Consider the following 14,751-nt stretch of genomic DNA (forward strand, 5'->3'; position numbering starts at 1 on the left):
CATGACTATCAACGGATGGATACAGATCCTTCTCTATTGCGGGATCCTGGTTTTGCTCGTGAAGCCGCTGGGCGGCTACATGCATCGCGTCTTCACCGGCGACCGCACCTTGCTGTCGCCGGTGCTCGGCCCCGTCGAGCGGGCCCTTTACCGCCTGGCTGGAACCGGCGACCAGGAGCAGCACTGGACGGGTTATGCCGCCGCCATGCTGTTGTTCAACCTTGCCGGTTTCCTGGCGCTCTATTTCCTGCAGCGCCTGCAAGGCGGCCTGCCCTACAACCCGGCCGGCATGAGCGCGGTCGAGCCGGGGCTCGCCTTCAACACCGCCGCCAGTTTCATGACCAATACCAACTGGCAGAACTACGGCGGCGAGAGCACGATGTCCTATCTCGTGCAGATGGCCGGCCTCACCGTGCAGAACTTCCTGTCGGCGGCCACCGGCATCGCCATCGCCATGGCGCTGATCCGCGGCTTTGCCCGCGCTTCCGGCAAGTCGATCGGGAATTTCTGGGTCGATATGACCCGTGCCACGCTCTACGTGCTTTTGCCGCTCTGCGTCGTGCTCACCCTGGTCTATGTTTGGCTCGGCATGCCGCAGACGCTGGGAGCCTATGTCGACGCCACCACGCTCGAAGGCGTGCAGCAGACCATCGCCGTCGGGCCGGTCGCCTCGCAGATCGCCATCAAGATGCTCGGCACCAATGGCGGCGGCTTCTTCAACGCCAATGCCGCGCATCCCTTCGAGAATCCGGACGCCATCTCCAACCTGATCCAGATGCTGTCGATCTTCGCCATCGGCGCGGCGCTCACCAACGTCTTCGGCCGCATGGTCGGCAACCAGCGCCAGGGCTGGGCGATCCTGGCCGCCATGGGCGCGCTGTTCATCGCCGGGGTCGCGGTCTGCTATTGGGCGGAAGCCGCGGGCAATCCGCTGGTCCATGCGCTGGGCATCGACGGCGGCAACATGGAAGGCAAGGAAACCCGCTTCGGCATCGCGCTTTCGGCGCTGTTCGCGGTCATCACCACGGCGGCCTCCTGCGGCGCGGTCAATGCCATGCATGACAGTTTCACCGCGCTCGGCGGCATGATCCCGCTCATCAACATGCAACTCGGCGAAGTCATCGTCGGCGGCGTCGGCGCCGGCTTCTACGGCATCCTGATGTTCATCCTGATCGCCGTCTTCGTCGCCGGCCTGATGGTCGGGCGCACGCCCGAATACCTCGGCAAGAAGATCGAGGCCAAGGAGGTCAAGATGGCGATGCTGACGATCCTGTGCCTGCCGCTGGCGATGCTGATCTTCACGGCCATCGCGGTGGTCCTGCCGAGCGCCGTGGCATCGATCGCCAATGGCGGTCCGCATGGCTTCTCCGAGATCCTCTACGCCTATACGTCGGCGGCGGCGAACAACGGCTCGGCCTTCGGCGGCCTGACCGGCAACACGCCCTGGTACAACATCACGCTGGGTCTCGGCATGCTCATGGGCCGTTTCCTGGTCATCATCCCGGCGCTCGCCATCGCCGGCTCGCTGGCGGCGAAGAAGACCGTGCCCGCCTCGGCCGGCACCTTCCCGACCGACGGCCCGCTGTTCGCCGGACTGCTGGTCGGTGTCATCGTCATCGTCGGCGGCCTGACCTTCTTCCCGGCACTCGCCGTCGGGCCGATCGTCGAGCATCTGGCCTACATCCACGGGCAGACATTCTGAGACGGAAGTGTCCTGGCTGAAACGGAGATGTCCTGGTTCAACAACAGGCATCGCAGCGATCGCCATCCCGCCGACAACGGAAAGGAGGAGCAGCCTCCTCCTTTCCCCACCATGTCGACATTCCTCGGCATCGCCGCCGTCATGATCGTTCTGTGGTTGCTGGCCTACGGGCTTCCGCATCTTCTTTCGGCATCCGACCGCTCGGTGCCGCCCACCAACACCGAAGCTGGAGCTTCAAAATGAGCCAGTCGAAATCAGCCAGCATCATGGATGCCGGCATCCTGTGGCCCGCCATCGGCGGCGCCTTCAAAAAGCTGAACCTACGCACATTGGCCAGGAACCCGGTGATGTTCGTCGTTGCCGTCGTCTCAGCGCTGACATCAGTGCTTTTCATCAAGGACCTCGCCAGCGGCGGCGGCAATCTCGGCTTCACCATCCAGATCATCATCTGGCTGTGGTTCACCGTGCTGTTCGCCAACTTCGCCGAAGCCGTCGCCGAAGGCCGCGGCAAGGCGCAGGCCGATTCGCTGCGCAAGGCGCGCACCGAGACCCAGGCCAAGCTCCTGACCGGCGAGGACCGGACGAAATTCAAGCTGGTGCCCGGCACCAGCCTGAAGGTGGGCGACGCCGTGCTGGTCGAGGCCGGCGACATCATCCCCTCCGACGGCGAGGTGATCGAAGGCGTGGCTTCGGTCAACGAGGCGGCGATCACGGGCGAATCGGCGCCCGTCATTCGCGAATCCGGCGGCGACCGCTCCGCGGTCACCGGCGGCACGCAGGTGCTCTCCGACTGGATCCGCGTGCGCATCACCGCCGCCGCCGGCCACACCTTTCTCGACCGCATGATCTCGCTGGTCGAGGGCGCCGAGCGCCAGAAGACCCCGAATGAGATCGCGCTCAACATCCTGCTGGTCGGCATGACGCTGATCTTCGTGCTGGCCACCGCTACCATCCCGAGCTTCGCTTCCTATTCGGGGGGCTATATCCCGGTCACGGTGCTCGTCGCTTTGTTCGTGACCTTGATCCCGACCACTATCGGCGCGCTTTTGTCGGCCATCGGCATCGCCGGCATGGACCGTCTGGTGCGCTTCAATGTGCTCGCCATGTCCGGCCGCGCCGTGGAGGCGGCCGGCGACGTCGACACGCTTTTGCTCGACAAGACCGGCACGATCACGCTCGGCAACCGCCAGGCGACCGAATTCCGCCCGGTGAAGGGCGTCACCGAGCAGGAACTGGCCGATGCGGCACAGCTTGCCTCGCTCGCCGACGAAACGCCGGAAGGCCGCTCGATCGTCGTGCTGGCCAAGGAGAAATACGCCATCCGCGCCCGCGACATGGCGACACTGCACGCCACCTTCGTGTCCTTCACCGCGCAGACCCGGATGAGCGGCGTCGACATAGACGGCTCCTCCGTGCGCAAGGGCGCGGTCGATTCCGTGCTCGCCCATGTCAACCAGACGACATCAGCCAGCCACGCAACGCGCCCGAACAGCGATACGATCAGGGATCTCCAGGCGATCGCCGACGAGGTCGCCAAATCGGGCGGCACCCCGCTTGCGGTCGAGCGCGACGGACGCCTGCTCGGCATCGTGCACCTCAAGGACATCGTCAAGGGCGGCATCCGCGAACGCTTCGCCGAGCTGCGCAGCATGGGCATACGCACGGTGATGATCACAGGGGACAATCCGATAACGGCGGCGGCGATCGCGGCGGAAGCCGGCGTCGACGACTTCCTTGCCCAGGCGACGCCGGAGGACAAGCTGAAGCTGATCCGCGACGAGCAGGCCAAGGGCAAGCTGGTCGCCATGTGCGGCGACGGCACCAACGACGCGCCGGCCCTTGCCCAGGCCGACGTCGGCGTCGCCATGAACACCGGCACGGTGGCGGCGCGCGAGGCCGGCAACATGGTCGACCTCGACAGCGATCCGACCAAGCTGATCGAGATCGTCGAGATCGGCAAGGCGCTGCTGATGACGCGCGGTTCGCTGACCACCTTCTCCATCGCCAATGACGTGGCCAAGTACTTCGCCATCATCCCGGCCATGTTCGCCGTGTTCTACGTCGCGCCCGGCCAGACCACAGGTCCGCTGCAGGCACTCAACATCATGCATCTGGGGACGCCGCAGAGCGCCATCCTGTCGGCCATCATCTTCAATGCGCTGATCATCATCGCGCTGATCCCGCTGTCGCTGCGCGGCGTCAAATACCGGGCGATCGGCGCCGGGGCGCTGCTCAGCCGCAACCTGCTCGTCTACGGCCTCGGCGGCATCATCGTGCCGTTCGCCGGCATCAAGATTATCGACATGGCCGTCACGGCCCTCGGCCTTGCATAAGGGATCATTCCGATGCTCAAGCAAATCAGACCCGCGATCGTCATGATCGTCTTCTTCACCGTGCTGACCGGGCTCATCTATCCCATCGGCATGACCGGCATCGCCCAGGCGCTGTTCCCGAAACAGGCCAATGGCAGCCTGATCGAGAAGGACGGCAAGGTGGTGGGTTCGGAACTGATCGGCCAGGCCTTCGCCAGCGACCGCTATTTCCACGGCCGGCCCTCGGCGGCCGGCAATGGCTACGACGCCGGCGCCTCCAGCGGCTCGAATCTGGGTCCGACCAACCTCAAGCTGATCGAGCGCATCAAGGGCGACGCGGCGAAGTTGAAGGCCGAAAACCCCAATGCGCCGGTTCCGATGGGCCTCGTCACGACATCGGGCAGCGGGCTCGATCCCGACATCAGCCCCGAGGACGCTTCTTTCCAGGTTCCGCGTGTCGCCAAGGCAAGGGGCATCGATGAAGCCAAAGTCAAGGCGCTCGTCGACAGCCATGTCGAGGACCGGGAGCTCGGCGTGCTGGGCGAGCCGGTGGTCAATGTGCTGGCCCTTAACCTCGCATTGGACGACACAGCCAAGCAATGAAGAACAGCGCCGGGGATCGACACCGTCCCCGGCGCCGTTCAAACTGGATGCCGATGCCGGACGACAGAAGCAACGTCGAAAACAGACCTTCCCCCGACGCGCTGCTCGAGCATGCCGAGCGCGAGGGCCGCGGGCGTCTGCGCATCTTCCTGGGCGCGGCACCGGGCGTCGGCAAAACCTATGAAATGCTGATGTCGGGACGCGCCAGGCTGGCCGACGGCATCGACGTGGTGATCGGCGTGGTCGAGACGCACGGCCGCAAGGAAACCCTGGCCCTCGTCGAGGGCTACGAGGTCATTCCGCGCCGCCCGGTCGAATACAAGGGACGCACCCTCGACGAGATGGACATAGACGCCATCCTGGCACGCCGCCCGGCACTGGTCCTGGTCGACGAACTCGCCCATACAAACGCGCCCGGCAGCCGTCACCCCAAGCGCTATCTCGACGTGCAGGAAATCCTGGCGCGCGGCATCGACGTCTACACGACGCTCAACATCCAGCATGTCGAAAGCCTGAACGACGTCGTCGCCCAGATCACGCGGGTCAGGGTGCGCGAGACGGTTCCCGATTCCATCATCGACCAGGCCGACGACGTCGAAATCATCGATCTGACGCCCGACGACCTGATCAAGCGGCTGGAGGAAGGCAAGGTCTATTTCCCCAACACCGCCCAACGCGCCATCGAGAACTATTTCTCGCCCGGCAATCTGACGGCGCTACGGGAGCTGGCGCTGCGCCGCACCGCCCAGCGTGTCGACGAACAACTGCTCAACCACATGCAGTCCCATGCCATCCAGGGGCCATGGGCGGCGGGGGAAAGGGTGCTCGTTTGCCTCGATGCGCGTCCGGGCGGGGCGGCGCGCGTGCGCTATGCGCGCAGGCTGGCCGACCGGCTCCGCGCGCCATGGACGGCGCTTCATGTCGACACGCCTCGTTCGGCCGCCATGTCGGAAGAAGAGAAGGACAGGCTGGCGAACCATCTGCGCCTCGCCGAGCAACTCGGCGCCGAGGTGACGACCATTCCGGGCCAGAACGTCGCGCAGGACATCGTGCGCCATGCGACGGCGAACAATTCCACCCATATCGTGGTCGGCAGGCCGACCCGGTCGCGCTGGCGGGAATTGATCGAGGGCTCGCTCACCTATGATCTGATCCGCAATGCCGGCGACATCAGCGTCCATGTCATCTCGGGAACCGAGCGCGATATCGACGCAGCATCGAGAAAGGTCAGGACGGCGACCGAGCAGCGGCCGTTCCAGATATGGCCGTATCTGTTCGCCACGGCCTATGTCGCGGGCTCATTGGCCGTCGGCACGGTTCTCGATCAATTCCTCGACGTGCGCAATCTGGCGATCGTGCTGCTGCTGGCGGTGCTGACATCGGCGGTGACGTTCGGACTCTGGCCTGCCTTGTACGCCTGTTTCCTGAGCGCCCTTGCCTTCAACTACTTCTTCCTCGAGCCGCGCTACACGCTGACGATCAGGGATCCCGAGAGCATCGTTGCGTTTGCCGTCTTCCTCGTCGTTGCCGTCATCGCCAGCAACCTGACGGCGCGCGTGCAGCGCCAGGCCGTCGCCGCCCGCTCACGCGCGCGGGCCACGGAGGATATCTATCTGTTTTCCAAGAAGCTTGCCGGCGCCGGCACGCTCGACGACGTTCTGTGGGTCACGGCCTTCCAGATCGCCTCGATGCTGAAATTGCGGGTCGTGCTGCTTTTGCCCGAAAACGGCGCCATCACCGTCAAGGCGGGCTATCCGCCCGACGACACGCTGGCGGAGGCCGACATCGCCGCCGCCCGCTGGGCCTGGGAGCACGATCGCGCCGCCGGCCGCGGCGCCGATACGCTGCCCGGTGCGAAGCGGCTCTATCTGCCGCTGCGCACCGGGCGCACGGCGGTCGGCGTGGTCGGCCTCGACAACGACAAGCAGGGTCCGCTGCTGACGCCCGAGCAGCAGCGGCTGCTCGACGCGCTGGCCGACCAGGCAGCGGTCGCCATCGAGCGCATCCAGCTCGTCGCCGATGTCGACCGTGCCAAGCTCGCGGCCGAAGCCGACAGGCTGCGCTCGGCGCTGCTGACCTCCATCTCCCATGATCTGAAGACGCCGCTCGCCGCCATCATGGGCGCGGCCGGCACCCTCAGGGAGTTCGCGCCTGATCTGCCCGAGCAGGACCGGACGGAGCTGTTGTCGACGGTGGTCGACGAAGCGGAGCGGCTGAACCGCTTCATCGCCAATCTGCTCGACATGACCAAGATCGAATCCGGTGCGATGGAGCCCAACTGTGCGCTGCATTATGTCGGCGACGCCGTCGGCACCGCGCTCGATCGCGCCCGCAAGATCACCAGCGAGCACAAGATCGAGGTCGATATTCCGCCCGACCTGCCGATGCTGAAGCTCGACCCTGTGCTGTTCGAGCAGGTCCTGTTCAATCTGCTCGACAATGCGTCGAAATATTCGCCGCCCGGCTCGACGATCCGCCTGCAGGGCTGGACCGACATCGGCTCCGTCGTGCTTCAGATCATGGATGAGGGATTGGGCATCCCTCCGCAGGATCTTGAGCGCGTGTTCGATACTTTCTACCGGGTGCGCAAGGGCGACCAGGTGCGCGCCGGCACCGGGCTCGGCCTGTCGATCTGCCGCGGCTTCATCGAGGCGATGGGCGGCACGATCTCGGCCGCCAACCGGACCGACCGTTCGGGTGCTGCCTTCACCATCAGGATGCCGGTGCCGGCGGAACTGTCCGGCAATCGCATCGGCTCCAGCGCGGATCAGCCTCGATGACCAATTCGAACGTCAGGATACTGGTCGTCGATGACGAGCCGCCGATCCGCAAGCTGCTCCGGGTCGGCCTCGCCAGCCAGGGCTACGCGGTCAGCGAGGCGCCGAACGCCAAGGCGGCTATCGAGCTGATGGTGCAGGAAAAACCGGATCTCGTGCTGCTCGACCTTGGCCTGCCTGGCATGAGCGGCCATGAACTGCTGCGCAAATGGCGCGACGACGGCTTCGACATGCCGGTGGTCATTCTCTCCAGCCGCGCCGACGAGGCCGGCATCGTCGACGCGCTCGAACTCGGCGCCGACGACTACATCACCAAGCCGTTCGGAATGAATGAGCTGGTGGCGCGCATCCGCGTGGCACTGCGGCACAAGTTCCAGCAGCAGGGCGAGAGGCCGGTGTTCCAAACCGGTGATCTCAGCGTCGACCTGGTCAAGCGCATCGTCAAGGTCGGGGGCAAGGAGGTGAAGCTGTCGCCCAAGGAATACGACATTCTGCGCATTCTCGTGCAGTATGCGGGCAAGGTTCTCACGCACCAGTTCCTGCTGAAGCAGGTGTGGAACGATTCGACCGACGTGCAGTATCTGCGGGTCTATGTCCGGCAGTTGCGGCAGAAGATCGAGAAGACGCCGGACCAGCCGCGCTACATCACCACCGAGACCGGCGTCGGCTACCGCCTGCGCGAGGTCGAATGAGCGTTGCCTGGCCTGATTAGCCGACAGCTTCCGGCAGCCGGTTCGCGGTCGTCGATGTGCGCAGGGCGGCGAGGCAGCCAATGATGCCGAGCGGCACGAAGGCGAGGAACAGCCAGGTTGCCACATCAGCCGCCGCGTCCCGGTTCAGGCCTTGCGAGAAGCCGCTGGCATTGGCGACGATGCCGGCAAGGGCGGCACCCACCGCATAGCCGATGCGCTGCATGGTCGGCACCGCGGCCGAGGCGATGGTCTGCTCATCTTCCGGCGCGGAGGCCACGATGACGCGCGTCAGGAACGGCCAGGCAACGCCGAAGCCGCCACCCTGCAAAAGGGCGCATACCAGGATCAGCGGGATCGAGCCTGCCGGGATGGTGTAGGCGAAACCAGCCAGGCCGGTGGCGATCATCAGGGCGCCGATGACGATGATCAATCTCTCACGCTCCTGTGGCGCGTTGGCGACAAGGATCGACAGGATCGACCAGGCGATCGATTCGGCGGCGATGATGTAGCCGGTGGTCAGGAGCGGAACGTGGTGCAGCGTGGTCAGAAGCAGCGGGCCGTAAATGGCAAAGGAACAGGTCGCCACCGAGAAGGCGGCGACCATGGTCATGCCGCTGCCGACCGGCGTGCGCCACGAGAACAGCTGCGAGGGGAAAAGCCGAGATTTCGGCTTCAGCGCATCGATACGGAAAAACAACACAAGGCCGACCAGGCCGAGCACCATCAGCAGCGATGAGCGCAGAAGGGCGATGTCGACGCCCGCCGAGGCGATCAGCACGACGGCGACGGCAAGGCAGCCAAGCGCTATGAGCGGGAAGGGTGGTGCCTTGCCCGCGCCGGCACTAGGCCTCGTCGCTTCCGGCGTGTCGAGCACGACGAAGCTCGCCAGCGCCATCGCCGCACCGCCGAACACGAAGATGCCGAACGCCCAGCGCCATGACAGAAGCTCTGTCATGATCGCGCCAAGCATCGGCCCGCTGAAGGCGGCGACGCCCCAGATCGCCGACATGATACCGAAAAGCTGCGGCCAGATGGCCCGCGGAAACAGGCGCTCCACCGAGACAAAAGCCAGCGACACCAGCGCGCCGCCGCCCAGGCCCTCGATCAGGCGCCCGGCCAGGAACAATTGCATCGAGGGCGCGGTGGCGCAGATCAGCGCGCCGGCCGCGTAAAGCAGCGCCGCGACCACCATGTTGGTGCGCAGCGCCACATAGCTGACCAGCCGTCCGGCCGCGGCACCGGCGACGATGGCGCCCAGTTCATAGATCGCCAGCGACCAGCCGACGAGCTGCACGCCCGCCAGTTCGCCGATCATGGCGGGCATGACGGTCGCCACCATCGTCTCGTTGGTGGCGTGCAGCAGGATGCCGAGGCTGATGAAGCAGAAGCGCGCGAGGTCGCCGCTCGCCCACAATGCGCGCCAGTCGACCCTGTTTGTGCTGATGTCGGTCACTTCGGTCCCTCGAATTTCATATCCCGATGCAAACGCATGGCGCCAGGAGCCGGCTCGGGGGTCCGGCAGGACCATGGTCGGATGGGTTTGTAGAACCTCAACCAAGCTTGAGCTCAAGCGATTTTTTGGACATGTTCGTGGATGCCCGCATCCCTGGCCGGCCGGCATCGCCGGCCAATCAGTTCTCCGTGCTGCGCAGCTGGAACTGGCTGACACCGATGCGAAATTGATGCCGGTCTGGGTCTGCAGGCTGAGCGGCTGCAAGGTGAAGGACTGCGAGGAGCCGCCAACCAGCAGATTGGCCCCGGCGCCGACGGTTGCCGTCACCTCGGCGCTGGCGCCGACATAGTCGCCGGCCAATGCGCCCGGCGCGTAGATGTTCTTCAGCGGCGTCAGCACCAGCCATCGCATCACCGCCTGCTTGGTCGTGCCGATGTCGAGGCCGTATTTGTTGACGGCACCGAAATAAGCTTCCGGCGCGAAAGTCTTGTCGGCAGGGGTGAAGGTGCAGCTCAGATCCTTGCTCGAGCCGAAGATGAAGCCGGTGCCGCCCGATATGGCGCATTCAAGTGTGCCGAGCTCGATGCCCTGGTCCTGTGCCTGGGCCAAGGCGGGGCTGGCAATGGCAACGATGGCAGCAAGGATCATTTTGCGTGTCATGGGCCCCTCGTGCATTCGCTGCAGCCATCTTTGAGGAGCAGATGACACTGCTTCGCGAGCGAAGGATGCCAGGTCAGTGCACGGGGTCCGGTCGGTGATCGTCGGGCTTTGGCCGGCAACCGTCTATGGCGGGATGTATCGTCCACTGGTTCTGAGGCTCCTGCTGGGATGCGACGGTCAATGGCGATCCTGCCGTCTCAACGGCTTCACACCAGCGCGCGGGGCTGCCGTCGGGAACCGGGGATTCGTTCCAGCTGCCGTTCCAGGTGCCGATCTTCTGACAGTGCTTGATGGGATGGATTTCGTTCCAGCCGTCATGTGCCGAATCGTAGACCCACGTTCCCTTGACGAACAGGATGTCCGCGCCGCGGCGCGTCGGATCGTTGACGTGAAGATCGCCGAGATTCTCGTCGAGATCCGTCGGATTGGCTGTGTCGAGCAGGCCGACTATGCCGCCTATGATGACGATGACCGCCGCGATGAGCGACAGGACCGCGCAGGCGATCCAGCCGAAGAAGGGAATGGCGCAAGCAACCGCGGCGGCCGTGGCGACTGGAATTGCCGCAAGGCAGGCTATCATGAGGTCGTAGACGCCGGCGCCTTCGAACTCGCAATGCAGCACCGCGGTCGGGTCGTCATTGGCCCATTGGCGCGCTTCCTGACCTTTCCAGTCGAGGCCCGCGCCCTGGATCGCAGGCGTGTTGGCGATCAGGCGTCCAAACGGCGCTATCTTTTCGGCCGTTGCCTGGTTGGTGAATTCGACGACATTGCCCGGCACCAGATTGAGACTGTAGTCGGTGTCGAACCGGTCCAGTCCCGACTTCTCCTCCGGCGGATCGACCTTGAGCAGCCAGCCCACCGCGCATTCGTCGCCACCGAGACAGATCAGCCGGTCGTACAGCCACCAGCGGCAATAGGCCAATATGGCCGCAAGCGCCACCAGCATGGCGGCCGGTCCGGGAAGGGCGCCCACAAGGATGAGCGGCAAAGCGACCACGGCCGCCGCAATGATCATCTGCCCGTATTGTTTGCCGTGGTGATTTCCGACCGATACGCATTTGGTGTAGTGCCGATAAGCCATGGCGACCCCCTATCGCTCGACATAGAGCGTCACGCCGCCGGCGAGGCCGCGGGCCGAGAAAGCATGAACGTTGATTGCCTTACGGCCGGTGAAACCGGCTGGCGGTTCAATATTGACAGTGACGGGGATTTCCTCACCCGGGGCAAGGTCCGCTTGTGCGGGCTCGAACGTGACAAGCCAGCCGGCGGGCAAAGGATGCGATTGACGGGTGTGGCCGACAGGCACTGCCGCGATGGTGCCGGGGAAGGTGCGCAAGGGCCGGCGACGCGGCCTCGGGCGAGGGCGCGGCTCACAGACCGGCAATTCAGGAAGGGAATAGGCATCGGCCTCGAGACGAAATCCCATCCTCTCCCGCTCGCCATTGCGCAGGCGAAATTCAAATCTTGCGGGCGAATGGGCGACACCGACGGTGGTGTTGTCCTGGCCTAGGTTGTTGTTCGGGTTCGCATCGTCGAGCCAGTCGAGCAGGACCTGGATGCAATAGTGACCAGGCGCTGCCGGAGTTCGCCATTTGACCGACGCGAAAGCCGGATGGTTGGCCCCGCCCTTGACGCCGAGATCGGTCCTGGTCTCATCGATCCAATGCGACACCGTGCCGATGCCGAAACTCAGATAGGAGAATTTCACCGGCAGATCGACGACCGGGGCCTCGGTCGAGTTGTTCCAGATACGGGCGACGATTTCATATTCGGTGTCGGGCGCCAGCATATGTGGTGCGACAGGATTGCCGCCGCTTCGGATCTCGATGTCGGGGTTGTCCCATGTGACGGCGAGGCCCTGGCCCATCAAATAATACTGCGCGTAGATCAGGGGATCCGGGCGTTTATAGGCGGGGTCGCTGATCTTGACGCAACGTTGCGGCCCGCTTCGGTCCAACCGATCGGGGAGCTTCATTCTTTCGCAGAGCAATCTGGCGAGGGCGCAGATCCGGGCAGCGATCTGGCGCAGGTTCGATGGCCACTCGGTGAACGCGTCGGCGAGCGCGTTCAGGAAATCCAGTACTTTGGGGAGCGGGTTCATGGCCAGTCCGCGGCCATTTCGTCAACGTCGCTGTCGACGCATGAAAAACCAGACAGCGGCAATCAAGAATGGTGCGAGTATCAGAAGAAGTTCGAAGGATCCCGACCCGCCATCGGGCGAAAATCCGAATAACTGCTCGATGAAATCCATCACGGCCTCCGGCAGCTGCAACAAAATTGCATTCGACGATGTCTTTACATCTGCCGGAGCTCGCGCGCATTTTCGCGCAGAGCCAGCAACATTTCCGGTTGGTAGCACAGAACGAGCAAGTCTTCCATCGGCAATAATTTCGATCTGCTAGCTTGGCCTGGTCACAGCAGTTCGCAAATGCAAAGCGCGCGGCGGAACCAAGTCCACCGCGCGCTATTTTGATCATCGCGCGGTTGCCGTCCGTGCCGAGAAGATCAACGTGCCGTTACTTGAGAGAGTGGATCAGCTCAAGCGAGGTCACGGCAACGGCCAGGTTGACGCCGGTCTGCGCCTGGACGCTGAGCGGCTCCAGCATGAAGGCGCTGTCGAAGCCGCCGACCAGCAGATTGGCGCCGCCGCCGGTCACGACGCTCGCCTCGGCATTGACGCCGTAGTAGCTGCCGGCAAGATCACCCGCGTCGCGGTCACGGGTCGCGGCAAACACGGCCCAGGCGAGTTGGCCCTGGTGCGTCTTGCCAACATCGACGCCGAGCTTGGAGATGACGCCGGTGTAAATCTCGGCCGGACCGTGATGATAGGGGCGGAAGACACAGGACACGCCCTTGTTGGATGTCACGATGTAGCCGGTGCCGCCGTCGATGGTGCAGTCGAGCGTGCCGAGCTGCAATCTGCCGGCGCTTGCCGGTGCAACAGCGAACATGGTCGTGGCGAGCGCAGCGGCGCAGACGAGTTTCTTGGTCATGGGAGGTCCTTTCGCAAAACGCTTCAAAGTAACGGCTGGGTGGCCAGACCGTTCCGCTGAAACCTTGGCGCGAACAAGGCAGGCGATCACGGCTTGCAGCGGGGTCAGCGCGCGGTTGCCGGATTGATGGCGATCTGCGGCGATACGTGTCCTTTCGGACACGCATCCGACGCGTGTGGGCTTGGCCGGCCTTGCCTGATCTCAGCTGACGCGGGCGAGGCCATCCTTGGCCGGCTGGTAGGTGGGATCGAGCCGAACGGCTTCGCGGTAGGACTTGGCCGCCTTGGCCTTGTCGCCGCGCCGCTCGTAGATCAGCGCCTGGTTGGACCAGGCCTCGGCGTTCTTGCCGTCGAGCTTGATGGCCATGTTGAAATCGGAGAAGGCATTGTCCTCGTCATTGGTGGCGAGGTAGGAAAGGCCGCGGCCATTATACGGCTCGGCGGCGTCCGGGGCCAGCGAGATGGCGGTCGAGAAATCCTCGATAGCGAATTTGTGCTGGCCCTGGCTCTGATAGATCAGGCCCCGATTGTGATAGGCGCGGGCATCGGTCGTGTCGAGCTGGATCGCCTTCTGGAAATCGTTGAAGGCTTCCTGGGTGCGGCCGGCCTTCCGGTAGAGATTGCCGCGGCCGATATAGGCGGCATCGTAGTTGCCGTTGATCTGGATCGAGCGGTTGTAGTCCGCCAGCGCTGCTTCCTGATTGCCGAGGAAGCGCTGGATGAGCGCACGGTTCGAATAGGCCTGGTAGAAATTCGGGTTAAGCTGGATGGCCTGGTTGAAATCCTTGAGCGCCGCCTGGTACTGGCCGCCCCGGCCATAGGCCGAGCCGCGCACATTGTAGCCTTCAGGATCCTGCGGATTGCGCTGAATCACCGCCGACAGCGAGGAGATGTTCTCGCTCGACCCTTGCGCCTTGTCGATGTTGTTGAACTCGCCGGTCGGGCCCGAGGTCTGGCAGCCGGCAAGCATCAATCCGGAAAGCAGGGCTGTCGCCAGGGCAAAGCCACGAAATGTGGTTTTGCTCTCCACGCTGATTGCGTTCATGTCTGCCCTGTCCTCACTTGCCGCGTCATTCAGGTCCGGATCCCCCCTCCGGGCCGGGTCACATCAAAATAAAAAGGTGGCGGCGATTCCGCATCGCGCCACCCCTGGTATCCTTCGAAAAGGACGAAATATTGGCGTTAATCAGCGCGGCGGACGCGCTGCGCCGGCGGCACCGCCAGCAGCCACCGGACGCGGCGTCATCGGCAGCAGACCTTCGCGCTGTGCACGCTTGCGGGCCAGCTTGCGGGCTCGGCGCACGGCTTCGGCCTTTTCACGGGCGCGCTTCTCGGAAGGCTTCTCGTAGTGACCGCGCATCTTCATTTCGCGGAAGATGCCTTCGCGCTGCATCTTCTTCTTGAGAGCGCGAAGCGCCTGATCAACATTGTTGTCGCGGACGAGTACCTGCACGGGCAATCCTGTCTTTCGGGTTTGATATCAACAGGCAAGCGGCCATAGCCACTAGCCTCCGCGGCGATTTACACCACGAATTGTGGCGGCTGATAGCAGAATCACGC

Annotated in this window: 12 protein-coding genes and 1 pseudogene; 6 read left to right on the forward strand and 7 right to left on the reverse strand. The window is 64.2% G+C overall.

The window, feature by feature from the left end; genetic code table 11:
• The first annotated feature begins 1 nt into the window (after position 1).
• The 6 genes from kdpA to LB541_RS04225 are packed head-to-tail and all read left to right on the forward strand — an operon-like array spanning position 2 to position 8,086.
• Positions 2–1,702 carry a potassium-transporting ATPase subunit KdpA gene (kdpA, locus tag LB541_RS04200; RefSeq protein WP_224617920.1) on the forward strand — a complete coding sequence of 567 codons (1,701 nt, stop codon included), beginning with the start codon at positions 2–4 and terminating at the stop codon, positions 1,700–1,702.
• Positions 1,703–1,729: 27 nt separating this feature from the next.
• Complete coding sequence (locus tag LB541_RS04205; RefSeq protein WP_224617922.1) at positions 1,730–1,945, forward strand: hypothetical protein; 216 nt, start codon at positions 1,730–1,732, stop codon at positions 1,943–1,945.
• Positions 1,942–4,035, forward strand: coding sequence for a potassium-transporting ATPase subunit KdpB (kdpB, locus tag LB541_RS04210; RefSeq protein WP_224617924.1), 2,094 nt, complete (start codon positions 1,942–1,944; stop codon positions 4,033–4,035). The genes LB541_RS04205 and kdpB overlap by 4 nt, the downstream gene beginning before the upstream one ends.
• A gap of 12 nt (positions 4,036–4,047) precedes the next feature.
• A complete protein-coding gene (kdpC, locus tag LB541_RS04215; RefSeq protein ID WP_224617926.1) occupies positions 4,048–4,617 on the forward strand; it encodes a potassium-transporting ATPase subunit KdpC in 570 nt (189 codons plus the stop codon).
• Between the two features lie 53 nt (positions 4,618–4,670).
• The gene (locus LB541_RS04220; RefSeq protein ID WP_224617928.1) at positions 4,671–7,397 is read left to right on the forward strand and encodes a sensor histidine kinase; all 2,727 of its coding nucleotides are present in this window, start codon (positions 4,671–4,673) and stop codon (positions 7,395–7,397) included.
• Positions 7,394–8,086 carry a response regulator transcription factor gene (locus tag LB541_RS04225; protein ID WP_224617929.1) on the forward strand — a complete coding sequence of 231 codons (693 nt, stop codon included), beginning with the start codon at positions 7,394–7,396 and terminating at the stop codon, positions 8,084–8,086. Before LB541_RS04220 ends, LB541_RS04225 begins: the two co-directional genes overlap by 4 nt.
• A 16-nt stretch (positions 8,087–8,102) precedes the next feature.
• On the opposite strand, the gene LB541_RS04230 is transcribed toward LB541_RS04225, so the two are convergent.
• The 7 genes and pseudogenes from LB541_RS04230 to rpsU form a co-directional block, all read right to left on the reverse strand.
• Positions 8,103–9,539 (reverse strand): MFS transporter, encoded by a 1,437-nt coding sequence (locus LB541_RS04230; protein WP_224618056.1) that lies wholly within the window; start codon positions 9,537–9,539, stop codon positions 8,103–8,105.
• 178 nt (positions 9,540–9,717) lie between these two features.
• Positions 9,718–10,199: pseudogene (locus tag LB541_RS04235) on the reverse strand (DUF992 domain-containing protein).
• Positions 10,200–10,272: 73 nt separating this feature from the next.
• Complete coding sequence (locus LB541_RS04240) at positions 10,273–11,280, reverse strand: hypothetical protein (protein ID WP_140496337.1); 1,008 nt, start codon at positions 11,278–11,280, stop codon at positions 10,273–10,275.
• Between the two features lie 9 nt (positions 11,281–11,289).
• Entirely contained in the window at positions 11,290–12,300 is a 1,011-nt protein-coding gene (locus LB541_RS04245; protein ID WP_140522454.1) for a hypothetical protein, read from the reverse strand.
• Between the two features lie 415 nt (positions 12,301–12,715).
• A complete protein-coding gene (locus LB541_RS04250; protein WP_140522452.1) occupies positions 12,716–13,192 on the reverse strand; it encodes a DUF992 domain-containing protein in 477 nt (158 codons plus the stop codon).
• A 201-nt stretch (positions 13,193–13,393) separates the two neighbouring features.
• Entirely contained in the window at positions 13,394–14,236 is an 843-nt protein-coding gene (locus tag LB541_RS04255) for a tetratricopeptide repeat protein (RefSeq protein WP_140496334.1), read from the reverse strand.
• A 141-nt stretch (positions 14,237–14,377) separates the two neighbouring features.
• Positions 14,378–14,644, reverse strand: a complete 267-nt coding sequence (gene rpsU / locus LB541_RS04260) for a 30S ribosomal protein S21 (protein ID WP_010911429.1) — start codon at positions 14,642–14,644, stop codon at positions 14,378–14,380.
• Positions 14,645–14,751 lie beyond the last annotated feature (107 nt).

This window comes from Mesorhizobium sp. BR1-1-15, assembly GCF_020165475.1.
In the GTDB taxonomy this organism is placed as follows: domain Bacteria; phylum Pseudomonadota; class Alphaproteobacteria; order Rhizobiales; family Rhizobiaceae; genus Mesorhizobium.

Bases quoted from the DNA above. Each gene is read 5' to 3' on its own strand.
- kdpA (WP_224617920.1), top strand. From the start codon at position 2: ATGACTATCAACGGATGGATACAGATCCTTCTCTATTGCGGGATCCTG.
- LB541_RS04205 (WP_224617922.1), top strand. From the start codon at position 1,730: ATGTCCTGGTTCAACAACAGGCATCGCAGCGATCGCCATCCCGCCGAC.
- kdpB (WP_224617924.1), top strand. From the start codon at position 1,942: ATGAGCCAGTCGAAATCAGCCAGCATCATGGATGCCGGCATCCTGTGG.
- kdpC (WP_224617926.1), top strand. From the start codon at position 4,048: ATGCTCAAGCAAATCAGACCCGCGATCGTCATGATCGTCTTCTTCACC.
- LB541_RS04220 (WP_224617928.1), top strand. From the start codon at position 4,671: ATGCCGGACGACAGAAGCAACGTCGAAAACAGACCTTCCCCCGACGCG.
- LB541_RS04225 (WP_224617929.1), top strand. From the start codon at position 7,394: ATGACCAATTCGAACGTCAGGATACTGGTCGTCGATGACGAGCCGCCG.
- LB541_RS04240 (WP_140496337.1), bottom strand. From the start codon at position 11,280: ATGGCTTATCGGCACTACACCAAATGCGTATCGGTCGGAAATCACCAC.
- LB541_RS04245 (WP_140522454.1), bottom strand. From the start codon at position 12,300: ATGAACCCGCTCCCCAAAGTACTGGATTTCCTGAACGCGCTCGCCGAC.
- LB541_RS04250 (WP_140522452.1), bottom strand. From the start codon at position 13,192: ATGACCAAGAAACTCGTCTGCGCCGCTGCGCTCGCCACGACCATGTTC.
- LB541_RS04255 (WP_140496334.1), bottom strand. From the start codon at position 14,236: ATGAACGCAATCAGCGTGGAGAGCAAAACCACATTTCGTGGCTTTGCC.